Raw genomic sequence first — 16,025 nt, 5'->3', positions numbered from 1 at the left:
TGATACCGCCGACCCTGCCGTTTTTCAAGAGGGCGAGGGATATATTCTGCCCGGGTCTGGCCGCGAAACCCCAACGATAGACCAGACGGTTTGATGCGGCGGTCCTGGCCGTGGGCCAGCGCCGGATACCGCCCCGATCACTGCGGCCCTAGCCGCCGAAATAGTTTAAAACGCCGGTCAGTCCATTACGGATCAGGAGATCTACAAGGGAAAAGAACACCGCAGTGACAGCCGCCATGATGAACACCATGATCGTGGTCAGGATCACCTCGCGACGGGTCGGCCAAACCACCTTGGCGATTTCGGCGCGGACTTCCTGAATGAATTTGGCGGGATTGGCGATGGCCATGGCAGAGGTCCTTTGTGGAAACAGGGCTGCACATACGAAGTCTGCGGCGCAGTTTCAAGACCGCACTGTATCGGGCGTGACAGCAGGATCAAGAAAAGTGACCTTCGGGAGTGCCCGGATTGCCGCGATCTGCCCGGAATATGCGGCATCTGCCAATCCATGAATATGTGTATCAAAACCGTCAAAAGGGGGGGTGTCAGCGGATACCGGATGTGCCTTACGCGCACGGTTCGCGACCCTGTCATCAGCCCCCGTTCCGTCCTGCATCAGAACCTCTGCAACAGCGGTCGCAGACAGACCCACATGGATGCGCCGCGCCAAGGGGGCGATCAGCCCGCCCGCATCTGGACCCGCCAGCGCCGTACAGATGCGCGGAAAGAGCGGCGCGTAATCCTCGAACCGCCAGACCACGACCCGATTGACGCCGCGCGCTCTGCTCAATCGCTTTGCCAATGAATGCCAATTGACGCTTTCAATCGGGTTGATCCGCGCGAATTTTGCAAAGGGCATCACCCGGCCGCCCAGCAACATCTGACAATAGGCAGAGTTCAGAAAGGTCGCGGGATTCCGGATGCTCAGAAAGACATCCAGCCCGCCAACATCCACGGCAGTTGCGATGTCGGCAACGCGGCGTCCGGCCTCGGGGTAGCGCATCTTGACGGGGCGGCGGCGCGGACTGTTCAGAACGCCCATGAAATTCTCTTCGCTGATGATCAGCCGGTGACCGCCCTTGCGCAGCAGATCCAGTTGATCGGCAGGGGCGCGTTTCTGGGTGGCTTTCTGGCCAAATAGCGCAGGCAGCGACCGACCGGGCAACCGGAAATGATCGGGGCCGTAATACATCACGCCCTGATCTGCCAACGCATCAGACGCCGCGCGCAGCGACCGCTGCAGATGGGACGTTGCGGTTTTATGGGCGCCCACGTGAAACGCGATGCTCAGCCGATCCTTGGCGATATGCATGGGAAAACAACGATCCTCCGGCGGGCGGTGATCTGGTCTGGCAGGGGCACCAGGACTTGAACCCGGGACCTACGGTTTTGGAGACCGCCGCTCTACCAACTGAGCTATACCCCTATGACCGGGTGTTGGGTTAGTCCGAATTGCGGAGCGGTTCAAGAGTGAACACGCGGCAGGCTTGTCATCACCCCAAGAAATGTTGAAACAGGGCGGACAATTGCTGGATGAAGGCCCGGTTCTCATGTCGCTGCGCAAACGGCTCGAAAAATCCAAGACGCTCGCCTGGATACTGGGGTTTGTCGCGCGCTGTTACTTCGGGCTGTGCTACCGGACAACACGCTGGGACATTCAGGGGCTGGACGCGTTAAAGGCCGCACTTGCGGATGGACCAATCATTCTGGTCGTTTGGCATAGCCGGTTGCTGATGGGTCCGTTTCACTGGCCGGTCAAAGACGGGCAGCTATCCAGCATCCACACCAGTTCGCCCATTGGACGCGTCGTCGGGGCGATGCAACGCCAACAAGGGCTGCAACCCTTCGAGATGCGCGAAAAGCGATCCAACCGGGCCACATCACGCCAGATCATGAAGCAGGTGAAAGAAGGCACCAGTATCGGGATCACGGCAGATGGGCCCGAAGGCCCTGCCCTGATCATGAAGGACCCGCCAATCGACTGGGCGCGGGCCACCGGGCGACCGGTGTTCAGTTATGCCTTTGCCACGCAGCGGGCCAAGCGGGTGGACAGTTGGGACAGGATGCTGGTGCCGCTGCCCTTTACAAAAGGGTCGGTCGTGTTCTCGCGGTTTCCGTCAGAAGTGCCACGTAAGATGGATGCAGCGCAGCAGATAGCATTACGGTCCGAGATGCAGGCCTTTTTGCTGGCCCAGACGGCAAAGGCCGACAAGGCGCTGGGACTGCCGGCGGGGCCGTAGAGGTCTTTGTGAGAGATGTGCAAGGATTTGAACAAGGGTCGTCCCAAAGCGCAGACCACTTTCGTTGAATGTAATTTGGCAAAGCAGATTTCACTTAAACAAGGATTGGGGGTTTGGTCGCAACTTGTCGCGGGGTTTCTTGTCAGCGTTGGTATCGTGAACGCAAGCGCCTGTTGCTGACGATTTCCTGCGTGCCTGCATCAAGCACTCGGTAATCCGACGCCTTAAGGCGGATACGGATGTTTTGGCGCGGAGCGGCCAGGTGCATCACCTTTTCGATGGGGCCTGAATCGGAGAGTAGGATAGAGGCTCATCCGCCCCTTCATCGCGTCTTTTTTGCCCAACGCATAAAGGGCCCGCGCGGCGCGTCCTCGTTGGGTACCGGGCGTGTAGGGGGAGGCGTAACGGGATGAATGGACAGTGCGTGATCAACCAATACCGCCATAGCCCGGAATGGACTGGGTTGATTACCGATGCACATTGGCGCGCACTCCGACGAGTTGTCCTGCCGGAGGTGCGCTAAGCTATTGCACTAACGCGTGCAGGTCGCTGAAAATGATCCCGATCCATCTGGAGCAAGTTCTGCGACAAAATTAGTTGCAGTTTCACCCGCTTCGCAAACAGCACCCAACCCATCGCCTCGAAGCTCTTCAACAGTCCAGTTTGAACCGAACTTACCTGTAACCATGTCTCCATCGCGATTTTGAACAAGCATATCGGGAGATGGCTGGCTACTACATGCGGCAGTCACGGCTAGCAGACCCAGAGACCATAAAAAATGTTTCATCTAATTTCCCTTTTCGACTTCGTGTATTTTTAGTCGGTGATTCATACATTGACTACCAAGAAACCAATTCAAATTGATTATCAGGAACCACTTAAGAGTCGCCCAGTTCGAAGTGACCTTGTTTGTTTGGGTATGATGGGTCGAGGCCCAACCTACGGTGTCGGTCTGTCTGGCTCTGTCCCGAGAAGCGCCAAGGTCGTTTCGCCGCTAACCAAGCGCAATGCAAAAAGGCCGCCTCATTCGAGGCGGCCTTTGTTACTGTGGGAGGTCCCGGATCACGTCAGGAACGGCGTTGCGTTCAATTTGCTACCAGGTGCGTTCTCGGCATTTGCTTTGCAAACGCCTGCCATTCCCGCTCCTGAATAGTGAGTAAGCCTGTGGCTTACTCTACAATTTTGGAGACAACACCCGCGCCAACAGTCCGGCCGCCTTCGCGGATCGCGAAACGCAGACCGTCTTCCATCGCAATTGGCGCAATCAGCTCAACGTTGAACTTCAGGTTGTCGCCCGGCATCACCATTTCGGTGCCCGCTGGCAGCTCAACCGTGCCGGTCACGTCTGTCGTCCGGAAGTAGAACTGTGGACGGTAGTTCGCGAAGAACGGCGTGTGACGCCCGCCTTCTTCCTTGGTCAGGATATAGGCTTCTGCTTCGAACTTGGTGTGTGGCTTGACGGAACCCGGCTTACACAGGATCTGACCACGCTCAACACCGTCACGGTCAACACCGCGCAGCAACGCACCGATGTTGTCGCCAGCTTCGCCGCTGTCCAGCAGCTTGCGGAACATTTCAACGCCTGTGCAGGTCGTCTTCTTGGTGTCGCGGATACCCACGATTTCAATCTCGTCACCGACATTGATCACGCCACGTTCCACACGGCCGGTTACAACTGTCCCGCGGCCAGAAATCGAGAACACATCCTCGATTGGCATCAGGAATGGCAGGTCAACCGCACGGGCAGGCGTTGGGATGTATTCATCAACAGCGGCCATCAGCTTTTCGATGGATTCTTTGCCGATATTGTCGTCACGCTCTTCCATGGCGGCCAGGGCCGAACCAGGGATCACAGGGATATCATCGCCAGGATATTCGTAAGAGGACAGAAGCTCGCGGATTTCCATTTCCACCAGTTCCAGCAGCTCTTCGTCGTCGACCTGGTCAACTTTGTTCATGTAGACGACCATGTAGGGGATGCCCACCTGACGGCCGAGCAGGATGTGCTCGCGCGTCTGTGGCATCGGGCCGTCGGCTGCGTTCACAACCAGGATGGCGCCGTCCATCTGCGCCGCACCGGTGATCATGTTCTTGACGTAGTCGGCGTGGCCGGGGCAGTCGACATGGGCGTAGTGACGCGACTCGGTCTCGTATTCCACGTGAGCGGTCGAGATCGTGATCCCGCGGGCCTTTTCTTCGGGCGCGCCGTCGATCTGGTCATAGGCCTGGAAGTCGCCAAAATACTTCGTGATCGCCGCTGTCAGCGTCGTCTTCCCGTGGTCAACGTGGCCAATCGTGCCAATGTTAACGTGCGGTTTATTGCGTTCAAACTTTGCCTTAGCCATAGCGTGCGGGCCCTTAATTCTGAGGGGCCATAGCGGCCCGTTCCAACATCGCGGGCGATGTATTTGGAATCGGCCGGGAAATCAAGCACATCTGTACATCATGCGCGGTGCCTGAAAAAAATTTCCCCATGGATGTCGATTTTGGAAAAACCCGGACGTCTGGTAGGCAGGAAGGCAATCACGCCGACCGCATAACAGGAGACGGAAACATGCAATATATGTGTCTTATCTATTCGGCCGAAGGAACCGGACCGCAGCCGGGGACCGATGCATTTGGTCCTTTCATGAAAGCCTATCAGGACTACACCACAGAGATGCGTGACAGCGGCGCGATGGTCCATGCCGACGCATTGCAACCTATTGCCACCGCAACGACGGTGACGGTCCGCGACGGTAAAACCATCACCACAGACGGCCCGTTTGCCGAAACCAAAGAGCAGCTTGGCGGCTATTACCTGCTGGAATGCAAAGACCTTGATGAGGCCATCGCCAAGGCCGCCAAAATCCCGACGGCCACCTATGGTCGGATCGAAATCCGCCCTGTCGTCGTCTGGGATAGCTAAACCCCAATGCTGCCTCACCTGACCACTGCGCAAGCCATCGAGGCGGTCGTTCGGGAAGAGTGGGGCCGCATATTGGCCGCTTTGACCAAGTCGCTTGGCGATCTGCAGCTTGCAGAGGATAGCCTGCAGGACGCTATCGCAAAAGCCATGGAGGTTTGGCCAGACGCCGGTCTGCCAAACTCTCCTGCGGCTTGGCTGATCACAACGGCCCGCCGGCGTGCCAATGACCGATTGCGCCGGGACGCGCGCTTTGCCGCGCGCATCCCGGAATTGTCGCTGCTTGCAGAGGCCGCGCACACGCAAACTGATGACACCCAGGTGATACCCGACAAGCGGATGGAGATGATCTTCACCTGCTGCCACCCCGCTTTAGAACAAAAGACCCAAGTGGCGCTGACCTTGCGCACCTTGGGCGGCCTGACCACCGATGCCATTGCCGCCGCCTTTCTTGACAAGCCAGAGGCGATGGCCCAGCGCCTGGTGCGTGCCAAACGCAAGATTGCAGCGGCCAAGATCCCATACGAGGTGCCCGACCAGAACATGTTGCCCGAGCGGGTGAAGGCCGTGCTGGCAGTGATTTATTTGATCTTCACTGAAGGCTACACGACAGCAACATCTGGTCAGTCGCGTTTGAACGACGAAGCTATCCGGCTGGCCCGCATCTTTCACCAATTGATGCCAGATGAACCCGAGGTCGCGGGCTTGTTGGCACTAATGCTGATGCATGACGCGCGGCGCTTGGCCCGTCTTGATGCAGACGGCGATATGGTGGCTTTGGCTGACCAGAACCGGGCGCGCTGGGATCGGTCCAAAATCAAACAGGGTGACATGATCCTGAAAGATGCGCTGGCGCTTGGTTAGGTCGGTCCTTACCAGTTGCAGGCCGCAATCAGCGGGCTACACGCCCAAAGCCCGACATGGGAGGATACGGATTGGCCACAGATTTCAGCGCTTTATGCGTTGCTGTATCAGATACAGCCGTCCGTAGTCGTTCGGATCAATCAGGCGATGGCGGTGTCCTATGCGCATTCGGTCTCCCACGCGATCGCACTGCTCGACAGCATCGCCGATGACCCGCAGATAGCTGGCTATCAGCCTTACCATACCGCACGCGCGGATCTGTTGGAACGCGCAGGCGACAGGTTTTCGGCAAGCGAAAGCTATGTCACCGCTATCGCACTTACTGATGAGGCCCCGAACCGCGCGTTTTTGCAACGCAAGCTTGATGCGCTTTCTCACTAAGCCGCTTTTGGGTAGGCTGAAGTATATTGAACGGGGAGACTCTCATGAAACTAGGTGCTTTTTCGATCAGTTTGAATGTGAAGGACATTGCAGCTTCAAAGGCTTTTTATGCAAAGCTCGGCTTTGAACCTTTCGGTGGTGACGAAGCCCAGGGCTGGCTGATGCTTCGCAATGGTGAAACCGTGCTGGGCTTGTTCGGCGGGTTTCTTGAGGCCAACGCGCTGACCTTCAATCCAGGATGGGACCAACACGCACAGAATGTCGAAGACTTCGAAGATGTGCGCGATATTCAGAAGCGGCTGAAGGCAGATGGTGTCACCTTCGTCAGCGAGGCGGATGAGACGACAACCGGGCCGGCCAGCTTTGTCATCATGGACCCTGACGGAAATCCCGTTCTGGTCGATCAGCACCGCTAGGGACCTGCGGCACCAATTGATTGGCGTCAGGGTCACGAAATTGTTATTGGATCGGGATGCGACACTTCTGGTGTCTTAACCGTTGAGTCGTTGAAACAGTCAGCGGGTCTGAAAAGGATACGGTTTCCATGTTAACACGACGCCATTTTGTCATCACGACTGCATCGCTCTTCTCGGCGCCCATTCCGGGGGCTGTGGCCGCCAACCCGGTATCGGACCGCTCTAAATGGGCGCGCTGGGACGCGCAGGTGACGCCTGCAAATTATGACCCTGCGACAACGAACCCCTGGGGTTTTCACCCGCGCTTTCTGCCGCAATTGGTGCAGGCCAATGACGGTCTGCGGCCCGGCGACATCCACGTGGATGCCGTGGCGCGCTATCTTTATCACATCCGGGCAGACGGTACGGCCATGCGCTATGGCGTGGCCATCGCACGGGGCAATCTTTACGAGCCGGGCACTTACACGATCAAGCGCAAGGCAAAATGGCCCACGTGGCGACCAACCGACGACATGATCGAACGCGAGCCCGAGCTTTTCGAACAACATGCCGACGGCATGGATGGCGGCCCCCGCAACCCCTTGGGGTCCAGGGCGCTGTATCTCTATGTTGGGAACCGGGACACCTATCTGCGGATCCACGGAACGCCGAGCCCGCGATCCATCGGCGGGCGCGCAAGCTCTGGCTGCGTGCGCATGGTTATGGCTCATATCAACGGGCTGTACGAGCAGGTATCGACGGGTTCAACCGCCTTCCTCTATGCGCCCGAGAGCGCACTGGCATCAACCAGCTGACAACCGGTCCGTCCGGTCGCTGTCAATCAGGTCTCGGCCTGCGGTTCCGGTTTGGCCCCGCAGATAGGGCGCCCTTGTTGCGTGCGCAATGGCAGGAAGGTTGTCTCAACAGGTCCGGCATAGCGATAGACATAACATCCGTCTGCGGGGTCAATCTTGACCGCCTGTAAATCCTGATTTGGGGCCGCAATAGCGGCAACGCCTTCAGGCAATTCCTTGATAAAAGCCTCATCGGGCGAAGAACCGGTCGGAAGAATATCGCTACAGGCCGTCACCAGAAACGCCGCGCCCACCAAGATACTGACTGAAACTCTCACACCGATCACCCCCATGTATTGCAGGGCCTGCGAATGCGGTCGCGGCCCGGGATGCAGATTGGGCGAGCGTTTGGGCAAATACCAGCCTGACGGCGCTGAAAGACAAAACCTGCGACATCTTGGTCGCAGTACCGGCAATTGGCGATGGCAACTGCGCCTGAAAGAAAACTGGGACGGGCCAGATGCGGCCCGCCCCAAGGATAGGATTGATCAGCCAACCATCGCGTTGTCGGCCCGTTTGACCGCGATGATCGACGAACGGGGAAGCTGGCCTTCACCATCGGGGAAAGGTGCGGCGGGGTGCTGGATACCCACGAACATTGTCCGCTTATCCGCCGACCATGTCAGACCTGTCACCTCTGACCCGTTTGGCCCGGTCAGGAAACGCTCAATCTGGCCGGTTGCGGGGTCGCCAGCCAACATCTGGTTGTTGCCCATCCCGACAAAGCCTTCTTCGTTGCTGTCATCACCGTCGGTCTGGATCCAAAGCAAGCCTGTGCTGTCGAACATCATCCCGTCGGGTGAATTGAACAGGTTGCCTTCGTTGATATTGGCCGATCCTGCATAGGCATCATCATGTACGGTTGGATTGCCCGCCATGACATACAGGTCCCATGTAAACGTATCGGCTCCGTGGTCATCATTGCTGGGGAACCAGCGCACAATCTGACCATAGTTGTTCTCGGCGCGCGGGTTAGGGCCGTTGACAGCGGTATCGTCACCGCCTGCATTCGGCTTGACGCCGCGATTGCGGTTGTTGGTCAGGCAGCAATAGCCCTCGACCGAGACCGGGTTCACGGCGACCCACTCAGGACGGTCCATTGTCGTGGCCCCAACCTTGGATGCCGCAACACGCGAGAAGATCGCGATCTCGGCCTCTTCCATGCCGGTCGCCTCGGGTGTCAGCGCAACCCACTGACCGGTCAGGTCGGTGTTGAATTTGGCGACATAAAGCTGGCCATCATCCAGCAGGGCAGATGTGGGACCACCGGGCGTGTAAACCCCGTTCGAGACATATTTATACATGAACTCGCCACGCTCATCATCGCCCATATAGACGACAACACGGCCATCCGGTGCGATGACGGCGGCTGCGTTCTCGTGCTTGAACCGGCCCAGCGCGGTGTGCTTGATCGGGGTGGATGTCGGATCGGACGGATCAATCTCTACGATATAGCCAAAGCGCCGGGGCTCGTTGGGGTTCTTCGAGACATCGTAGCGCGGGTCAAACTTTTCATAGCCATAGCGCCCCTCGGCACCGATGCCGTAGCGGGCATAGTCCTCGGGCAATTCAAAGGCCTCGTCGGTTGATCCGAAATAGCCGTTAAAGTTTTCTTCGCAAGTCAGATAGGTGCCCCACGGGGTCTTGCCGGCGCCGCAATTGTTCATCGTGCCCAGCGCCGTTGTGCCAACAGGGTCCGCTTCGGTTTGCAGCAGTGGGTGACCGGCGGCAGGTCCTGCGATTGTCATCGGGGTGTTATGCGTGATCCGACGGTTCAGGTCGCTATCAACAACAATGGCCCAGCCATCGTCGCCTTCGGCCACTTCCATCACGGTGACACCCTGCATGTTCTGCAATGTCAGAACATCATCCGCGCTGGTCGTCTCGCCTTCGGTCAGTGGCAGGTTGATCCGGGTGTTTACATATTCATGATTGACCGCAATCACCTGTCGGCCATCTACGACAAAGGCTTCCATCCCATCGGTGTTCTCGCCAAACACGCGGTCGGAACTGGCGACGCCTACGGCAGTATCCTGGCTAAACGGTTCCGCGTCCGAAAACAGCGGCTCGCCCCATTTGGCGACCGTGTGCCATGTATACCCCTCGGGGACGTGGACCGTCCCATCGGTTGCGATCGGGATCGGGGTAAATCCAAAACGGCTGGCAGCCTGGGCCTCGGCGGATGTGCCGGACAATAGCCCTGTGCCCATCACGGCGGCACCTGATCCGTAGGCGACAACACCGGTCAGAAATCCGCGACGCGAAATCGCGGCCTCAACCACGGCATCAAAATCCGTGTTTTCAGCAGCTGGTCGCTGCAATTCATCCCATTCGTCCCAGGACAGATCGTAAGTATCAATATCTTTCATAGTGCTGGCCCCCTTGCTGGCGTTCATTCACTCCGAGACCGTTAGGCACAATTTTTAACAGCTATATGACAGGTACTTGTAATGCGTCACCATGTCCGGCGGGGCGGCGAAAAAGCCGCCCCCAAATGGGACTAGTTTGCCTGATGGCCTTGGAACCACCCTAGCCTGCGAAAGATCAGCCAATCAAGGCACAAGGCGACGATCAGCGACGCGCCCACCAATGGAAACAGGATGCCCAGCCCGATAACCAGCACGATCATTCCGATACCCAGTGAGGCTTGCGGCGCCGCTGGCACGCCCAGCGATCCGGCGGGGCGGCGCATCCACCATGCGACAAATCCGGAGACGGATAAGATCAAGGTCAGAATGACGGCCAGGGTATTTTGCGCCAGGTTCAACCACCCGTAAAGCTCGCCCTGATGAAATGAGATGCCTTGTGACACCACGCGAGCCAGCGCGGGGTTATCCGCAAAGTCGTGCCGTTTGAGGACCGCGCCGGAATACTGATCGACAATCAATTCTGTTTGCTCGGCCCGGTTCACGCTGGCCGAGCGGACCCAATAGGCCGCTGCGGCGTCGCGGGGCGGGCGTGTCTCGTAGGGCGGGACAAGACCTTGGGCCTTTGCAACGGCAAACACAGCGTCATAGCTGATCGGCGTGCCATCCGCAGTGGTAGAGCCGGGCACATCCCCGCCAAATCGCAGACTTTTGGTCGTGGTGCCGGTCCGTTCCTGGATCATGCCCAGCCCACCGCCCCAGACATCGGTCCAGGGCAACCCTGCAAAGATAATCGGCAGCACCAAGACCGCCGCAAGAAAGCCGGTAAACAAATGCGTTTCCCGCCAAAAGCTGCGACCGCGACCTGCGGGCGGCGTGAATGCCTTTTTCACCGTGCGCTGCCCGCGGGGCCACCATAGATAGATCCCTGTGACGAACATCACGATGGCCCAATGCGCGGCCAGTTCGACAAACTTTGTCCCGAAATCCCCCAACAGCAATTCGCCATGAAATTTGCGCAAAACACGCATCGCTGTTTCGTCACGCGGTTGGGTCGCCAGAACCTCGGTCGTGTAGGGATCAATCCATGCATAGGTTCGTATCTTGTCAGCATCATCATAGGTCACCAGCGTCGCGCGGCCTGGTGCGTCCTCGGTTTCGATGCCGCGAATGCGGGTGACATCCGCCACTTTGGACAAGGCTGCAAGCTGCGCCTCGTAGCTTTGCCGTTCCGGGCCGACCGCGACGTTCAACCGGTCGGCATAAATCACTTCTTCGATATGGGGTTTGTAAAGATAGATCCCGCCGGTGACGGCCAGCATGGCCATGAACGGCAGAACATAAAGAGACGCAAGGAAATGCCATTTCCAAACGAGGCGATAGAAGGCGCCGCCAGCAGTCTTTTCAGACGCGGCTGGTGCCGATGCGGTTGCATCAGTCATCAGATTTTCCTGTCATAGGTAAAGTTGTCGAGTAGGTGTTCTTAGACAACGACAGGGGGGCCGCGCACCGGGCCAACCGCCACCGGATGATCAGGGCATCCAGCAGGGCTTTCAACAATGGCAAAACGGTTCTGATAGTCCTGCGCCAGCGCCATCCAACGCGCGCTTGCGGCCGCCGCAAAAACGGCGTCTTCGCCGATCAGGCACGGGTGTTCGACAACTTCGACCGCCTCTATCGGCGTGCCGTCGGGGCCAATCGTCCAGACGACAAGCGCGTCACCGGTGCAGATCACCATCTTCTGCATACCGGGCAGAATGTCGACGACAAGCGCGGACACACGCGGGGCCAGCATTGCGATAACCATCAGCGACACCAGCGCGAGGCGCAGACCACGCCCACATAACATCATCCTGTAAGAGGCTGCCTGACGCGACTCATGTGATCCCTGATTGATCCCGCTATCTGAAAAATTGCGGAAGTTTGGTTAACAATCCGTCAATTGAAGCGATTGTCACGTGGAAAGCCGCGCGGGGCCATGCGGCCGGCGCTGGCCCGCTTGCCCACCCATTCGTCCAATGCAGTCTCTGTCCGCGTCCGGCCTGCCGGATCCAGCCAGCTAAGCCCTTCAGACAATACAAAGGTGGTGGCGTCGGACATCCCGCCATCCTTGTATTTCTGCAGCCGCACGCCTTTGCCGCGCCCCATCTCGGGCAACTCGTCCAGCGGAAAGACCAGAACCTTGCGGTTTTCACCAACCACGGCAACATGATCCCCGCTGACCCGGCGGCACACCTGCGCCACGCCGGAACCGACATTCAGAACCTGCTTGCCGGTCCGCGTTTGGGCCAGCACGTCATCTTCGGGGACCACAAAACCATTCCCCTCGGCAGAGGCCACAAGGATCTTGGCGCCCGGCTGATGGATCAGGATATCGACGATCTCGGCCTCATTGGGCAGGTCGATCATCAGGCGCAGGGGCTCGCCCATCCCGCGCCCGCCGGGCAGGTTTGCGGCACTGACCGTGTAGAAGCGGCCATTGGCCCCAAAGACCAGCAACCGATCCGTGGTTTCGGCGTGAAAGATAAACCGCGGGCCGTCCCCATCCTTGAACTTCAACTCGCGGGTCAGGTCGATATGCCCGGTCATGGCACGGACCCAGCCCATCCTGGAACAGACCACCGTAATCGGCTCGCGTTCGATCATGGCTTCCAGCGGAACCTCGACCACTTCGGCAGCCTCGGCAAACTGGGTGCGGCGCGCACCGCCGGCACTGTCGCGGCCAAATATCTTGCGGGTTTCGCGCAACTGCTCGGCGATCTTTGCCCATTGCAGATCGTCGCTTTCCAGCAGGTCCTCGATACCCGCGCGTTCTTCCATCAGCGCATCGCGTTCGGCGATCAGCTCCAACTCTTCCAGCCGTCGCAGGCTGCGCAAGCGCATGTTCAAGATCGCCTCGGCCTGGATTTCGGACAGCGCCACCTCGGGGTCGGCGCCGGGGATGATCGGGGACGCATAGTCTTTTTCGGACGTGGCCCGCACGTGATCCTTGGCCCAGTCTTCGACCATCAACGCCTGTTTGGGGTCGTCATCGTAGCGGATGATATCAATCACGCGATCCAGATGCAGGAAGGCGATGATAAAACCTTCGAGCACTTCCAGCCTGTGATCAATTTTTTCCAGCCGATACCTGCTGCGCCGGATCAGCACATCGCGCCGGTGGTCAAGGAAGGCGCGCAGCACTTCCTTGAGCGAACAGACCTTGGGGGTCAGCCCGTCAATCAGCACGTTCATATTCAGGCTGAACCGGGTTTCCAGATCGGAGTTCCGGAACAGCATCCCCATCATGACCTCGGGGTCGACCGTTTTGGCGCGAGGTTCGAGGATCACGCGAATATCGTCCGCGCTTTCGTCGCGCACATCGGCCAGCAATGGCACTTTCTTGGTCTGGATCACCTCGGCCAGCTTTTCGATCAGCTTGGATTTCTGCACCTGATAGGGGATTTCGGTAACGACAATCTGCCATTGCCCGCGGCCCAGATCCTCGACCTCCCATTTTGCGCGCAGCCGGAAGGAGCCGCGCCCGGTGCGATAGGCCTCTGCGATATTCTCGCGCGGTTCGACAATTGTCCCGCCGGTTGGAAAATCCGGGCCGGGGATGATCTCTAACAGGGTCTCGTCCCGCGCGTTCGGGGCCTTGATCAGATGCAGGCAGGCATCAATCAACTCGTGCAGGTTATGGGGTGGGATGTTGGTCGCCATGCCAACCGCAATGCCGGAAGACCCATTCGCCAGAAGGTTCGGAAAGGTTGCGGGCAGAACGGCAGGTTCGGTCAGCCTGCCATCGTAATTGTCACGGAAATCAACGGCATCCTCGGACAGGCCTTCCAGCAACGCCTCGGCCGCTGCGGTCATCCGTGCCTCGGTATAGCGCGACGCAGCCGGGTTATCACCGTCGATATTGCCAAAGTTCCCCTGCCCGTCGACCAGCGGGTAGCGGACGTTGAAATCCTGCGCGAGGCGGGCCATCGCATCGTAGATTGCCGCATCCCCGTGCGGGTGGAAATCACCCATCGTGTCGCCACTGATCTTCGCAGATTTCAAGAAACCGCCTGTTGGCGACAGCCGAAGCCGCGACATGGCATAAAGAATACGGCGATGCACCGGTTTGAGCCCATCACGGGCGTCCGGCAAGGCCCGGTGCATGATCGTGGACAACGCATAGGTCAGGTAGCGATCGCCGATTGCGCGCCGCAGGCTTTCGGTTACGTCATTTGGGCCCAGATCGGCATCTGTCTCATCACTCATGAAAGCTGGTGTAGCGTCGGGAAAATTGGCCGTAAAGGCGGGTTGGAACCAAATTTCCCATGACACGTTGTAGGTGGGAACACCGAATCGTGATAATTAATGATTCTTTACAAGTGGTTGAGGGGGGTTCTCATGCCTAAGTTTATTATTTTTTCCAGCCTTGTGCTTTTTTGGGGTTTTTACGAGTTGTCAGGCGGCGCCGATTTTGAGCCACTGGCACGCGAGGCGGTCGCAGCCAGTGAACCGGCCAAGACCGAGGATACCTTTACGCTGGTGCCCGAAACTGCACTGGCCACATCAGCGCCAGCACCGGTCGAAGATGTCCAATTGGCAAGTGCAGAGATCGTGCCCGACGCGCTGATCGAAGCCGCGCCGCAGCAGGACATCGTTGAACCCACACCCGTTGCCGCGCCGGAACCTGAAACCGAAGATACACCCGTGATCTACGAGGTGGCTGCGGATTGGGTGAATATGCGCGATGGGCCAAGCACCGATTACGCGGTTCTGACCACCGTGCCGCGCGGGACTGCGGCAGAGCTTATCGAAGTCAATGCCGATGGTTGGGCACAGGTCCGCCTGCAAGATAGCGGCGAAACCGGCTGGATGGCCAAGCGCCTGCTTAGCGATAGTTAAGCGCCCTTGCTGTTGCTGTCCTTTTGGGCAAAGACAGCAGGATGACACAGAAAACGATATTGATCACCGGATGTTCGTCCGGCATCGGCCTTGACGCAGCACAGGGGCTTCGCGGTGCGGGCTGGCGCGTGTTTGCCAGCTGCCGCAAACCCGAAGATTGCGCGCAATTGCAGTCCGAAGGCTTTGACAGCCCACTGATCGACTATGCCGACGAAAACAGCATCACCAACGGGCTTGCCGAAGTCCTTGAAACGACCGGCGGCACGCTGGACGCGCTGTTCAATAACGGGGCCTACGGCTGCCCCGGCGCGGTCGAGGATCTGCCGGTCGCAGCATTGCGCGAGATTTTCGAAGCCAACCTGTTTGGATACCATGCGCTGACACGTTTGGTGATCCCGGTGATGCGAGCACAGGGGCATGGGCGGATCATCAACAATTCCTCCGTTCTGGGGATTGTCGGGATGCGCTGGCGCGGTGCCTATGTGGCAACCAAATTTGCGCTCGAAGGCCTGACGGACGTGCTGCGGATCGAAATGGCGGACACCCCGATCAAGGTTATTCTGGTCGAACCCGGCCCCGTTACCTCGAAGATCCGTCAGAATGCGATCCCGCATTTTGAAAAGTGGATTGACTGGGAAAACTCGGCCCGGCGGTCGCAATATGGTGTTCTGCGCAAACGGCTTTACGAAGACAGCGGCCCCGACCAATTCGAATTGCCAGCAAGTGCCGTGACCAAAAAACTGTTGCACGCGCTGACGGCGAACAGACCAAAACCCCGGTACTACATCACGTTCCCCACATACCTGATGGGAATTTTGCGGCGGATCATGTCGACCCGGTTGCTGGATGCCGTCGTATCACGCGTCTAAGGGTTTCCTTCAGGCGCGACCCCGCTAGGTTCACATCCAAAGAATAAAGGAAATGAAAAATGGCTGATGATCCCCTGTTTTGGTTGGTCGCTGTCGCGGTTCTGATTGTGCTGGGTATCCTGCTTTTGGGTATCGGATCATTTGGCAAAGGCGGCGAGTTTAACCGCAAGAACGCCAACAAAATCATGCGCTGGCGGATCGGGGCGCAGTTCATCGCGGTCCTGTTGATCCTGCTATTTGTTTATCTTCGCAGGCAGGGGGCCTGAACCA

Annotated in this window: 18 protein-coding genes, 1 tRNA gene and 1 pseudogene; 9 read left to right on the top strand and 11 right to left on the bottom strand. The window is 58.4% G+C overall.

Annotated elements, in window-relative coordinates; translation table 11 throughout:
- Nucleotides 1-148 precede the first annotated feature (148 nt).
- From secE to AABB31_RS16785, 3 genes are all read right to left on the bottom strand, one after another.
- On the bottom strand, nucleotides 149-349 hold the full coding sequence (gene secE / locus AABB31_RS16795; RefSeq protein ID WP_342077065.1) for a preprotein translocase subunit SecE: 201 nt from the start codon (nucleotides 347-349) through the stop codon (nucleotides 149-151).
- 54 nt (nucleotides 350-403) lie between these two features.
- Entirely contained in the window at nucleotides 404-1,312 is a 909-nt protein-coding gene (locus AABB31_RS16790; protein WP_373635041.1) for a hypothetical protein, read from the bottom strand.
- Between the two features lie 38 nt (nucleotides 1,313-1,350).
- Nucleotides 1,351-1,426 (bottom strand) — tRNA-Trp (locus tag AABB31_RS16785).
- 79 nt (nucleotides 1,427-1,505) lie between these two features.
- Between AABB31_RS16785 and AABB31_RS16780 the strand changes: the two genes are divergently transcribed.
- Nucleotides 1,506-2,240, top strand: a complete 735-nt coding sequence (locus AABB31_RS16780) for a DUF374 domain-containing protein (protein WP_342077067.1) — start codon at nucleotides 1,506-1,508, stop codon at nucleotides 2,238-2,240.
- 166 nt (nucleotides 2,241-2,406) lie between these two features.
- Here AABB31_RS16780 and rpsJ read toward each other — a convergent pair.
- From rpsJ to tuf, 3 genes and pseudogenes are all read right to left on the bottom strand, one after another.
- Nucleotides 2,407-2,508 (bottom strand): annotated as a pseudogene (gene rpsJ, locus AABB31_RS16775) (30S ribosomal protein S10); the annotation flags it as partial.
- Between the two features lie 264 nt (nucleotides 2,509-2,772).
- A complete protein-coding gene (locus AABB31_RS16770; RefSeq protein WP_342077068.1) occupies nucleotides 2,773-3,027 on the bottom strand; it encodes a hypothetical protein in 255 nt (84 codons plus the stop codon).
- A gap of 382 nt (nucleotides 3,028-3,409) precedes the next feature.
- Entirely contained in the window at nucleotides 3,410-4,585 is a 1,176-nt protein-coding gene (gene tuf / locus AABB31_RS16765) for an elongation factor Tu (RefSeq protein WP_342077052.1), read from the bottom strand.
- Between the two features lie 209 nt (nucleotides 4,586-4,794).
- Between tuf and AABB31_RS16760 the strand changes: the two genes are divergently transcribed.
- The 5 genes from AABB31_RS16760 to AABB31_RS16740 all read left to right on the top strand — a co-directional run bounded on the left by AABB31_RS16760 (nucleotide 4,795) and on the right by AABB31_RS16740 (nucleotide 7,600).
- The gene (locus AABB31_RS16760) at nucleotides 4,795-5,148 is read left to right on the top strand and encodes a YciI family protein (RefSeq protein ID WP_342077069.1); all 354 of its coding nucleotides are present in this window, start codon (nucleotides 4,795-4,797) and stop codon (nucleotides 5,146-5,148) included.
- A gap of 6 nt (nucleotides 5,149-5,154) precedes the next feature.
- Complete coding sequence (locus AABB31_RS16755; protein WP_342077070.1) at nucleotides 5,155-6,009, top strand: sigma-70 family RNA polymerase sigma factor; 855 nt, start codon at nucleotides 5,155-5,157, stop codon at nucleotides 6,007-6,009.
- A gap of 15 nt (nucleotides 6,010-6,024) precedes the next feature.
- Nucleotides 6,025-6,390, top strand: coding sequence for a hypothetical protein (locus tag AABB31_RS16750; RefSeq protein ID WP_342077071.1), 366 nt, complete (start codon nucleotides 6,025-6,027; stop codon nucleotides 6,388-6,390).
- A gap of 44 nt (nucleotides 6,391-6,434) precedes the next feature.
- On the top strand, nucleotides 6,435-6,806 hold the full coding sequence (locus AABB31_RS16745) for a VOC family protein (RefSeq protein WP_342077072.1): 372 nt from the start codon (nucleotides 6,435-6,437) through the stop codon (nucleotides 6,804-6,806).
- Nucleotides 6,807-6,934: 128 nt separating this feature from the next.
- Nucleotides 6,935-7,600 (top strand): L,D-transpeptidase, encoded by a 666-nt coding sequence (locus AABB31_RS16740; RefSeq protein ID WP_342077073.1) that lies wholly within the window; start codon nucleotides 6,935-6,937, stop codon nucleotides 7,598-7,600.
- 26 nt (nucleotides 7,601-7,626) lie between these two features.
- Here AABB31_RS16740 and AABB31_RS16735 read toward each other — a convergent pair whose 3' ends face one another.
- The 5 genes from AABB31_RS16735 to AABB31_RS16715 form a co-directional block, all read right to left on the bottom strand.
- Nucleotides 7,627-7,917, bottom strand: coding sequence for a hypothetical protein (locus tag AABB31_RS16735; protein WP_342077074.1), 291 nt, complete (start codon nucleotides 7,915-7,917; stop codon nucleotides 7,627-7,629).
- 210 nt (nucleotides 7,918-8,127) lie between these two features.
- The gene (locus AABB31_RS16730; protein ID WP_342077075.1) at nucleotides 8,128-10,008 is read right to left on the bottom strand and encodes a PhoX family phosphatase; all 1,881 of its coding nucleotides are present in this window, start codon (nucleotides 10,006-10,008) and stop codon (nucleotides 8,128-8,130) included.
- Nucleotides 10,009-10,139: 131 nt separating this feature from the next.
- Nucleotides 10,140-11,447 carry a PepSY domain-containing protein gene (locus AABB31_RS16725; RefSeq protein ID WP_342077076.1) on the bottom strand — a complete coding sequence of 436 codons (1,308 nt, stop codon included), beginning with the start codon at nucleotides 11,445-11,447 and terminating at the stop codon, nucleotides 10,140-10,142.
- A 41-nt stretch (nucleotides 11,448-11,488) separates the two neighbouring features.
- On the bottom strand, nucleotides 11,489-11,857 hold the full coding sequence (locus AABB31_RS16720; protein WP_342077077.1) for a hypothetical protein: 369 nt from the start codon (nucleotides 11,855-11,857) through the stop codon (nucleotides 11,489-11,491).
- Between the two features lie 86 nt (nucleotides 11,858-11,943).
- A complete protein-coding gene (locus tag AABB31_RS16715; RefSeq protein WP_342077078.1) occupies nucleotides 11,944-14,253 on the bottom strand; it encodes a DNA topoisomerase IV subunit A in 2,310 nt (769 codons plus the stop codon).
- Nucleotides 14,254-14,385: 132 nt separating this feature from the next.
- Between AABB31_RS16715 and AABB31_RS16710 the strand changes: the two genes are divergently transcribed.
- Genes AABB31_RS16710 through AABB31_RS16700 form a run of 3 tightly spaced genes read left to right on the top strand, consistent with a single transcriptional unit; the run spans nucleotide 14,386 to nucleotide 16,021 of the window.
- On the top strand, nucleotides 14,386-14,886 hold the full coding sequence (locus AABB31_RS16710; RefSeq protein ID WP_342077079.1) for an SH3 domain-containing protein: 501 nt from the start codon (nucleotides 14,386-14,388) through the stop codon (nucleotides 14,884-14,886).
- Nucleotides 14,887-14,927: 41 nt separating this feature from the next.
- On the top strand, nucleotides 14,928-15,755 hold the full coding sequence (locus tag AABB31_RS16705) for an SDR family NAD(P)-dependent oxidoreductase (protein WP_342077080.1): 828 nt from the start codon (nucleotides 14,928-14,930) through the stop codon (nucleotides 15,753-15,755).
- A 59-nt stretch (nucleotides 15,756-15,814) separates the two neighbouring features.
- Nucleotides 15,815-16,021 carry a twin transmembrane helix small protein gene (locus tag AABB31_RS16700; protein ID WP_342077081.1) on the top strand — a complete coding sequence of 69 codons (207 nt, stop codon included), beginning with the start codon at nucleotides 15,815-15,817 and terminating at the stop codon, nucleotides 16,019-16,021.
- Nucleotides 16,022-16,025: the final 4 nt, after the last annotated feature.

Source organism: Yoonia sp. SS1-5 (genome assembly GCF_038443705.2).
Taxonomy (GTDB): domain Bacteria; phylum Pseudomonadota; class Alphaproteobacteria; order Rhodobacterales; family Rhodobacteraceae; genus Yoonia; species Yoonia rhodophyticola.
Note: the sequence above shows the minus strand (reverse complement) of the source record. Positions and strands in the feature narration are given on the sequence as shown.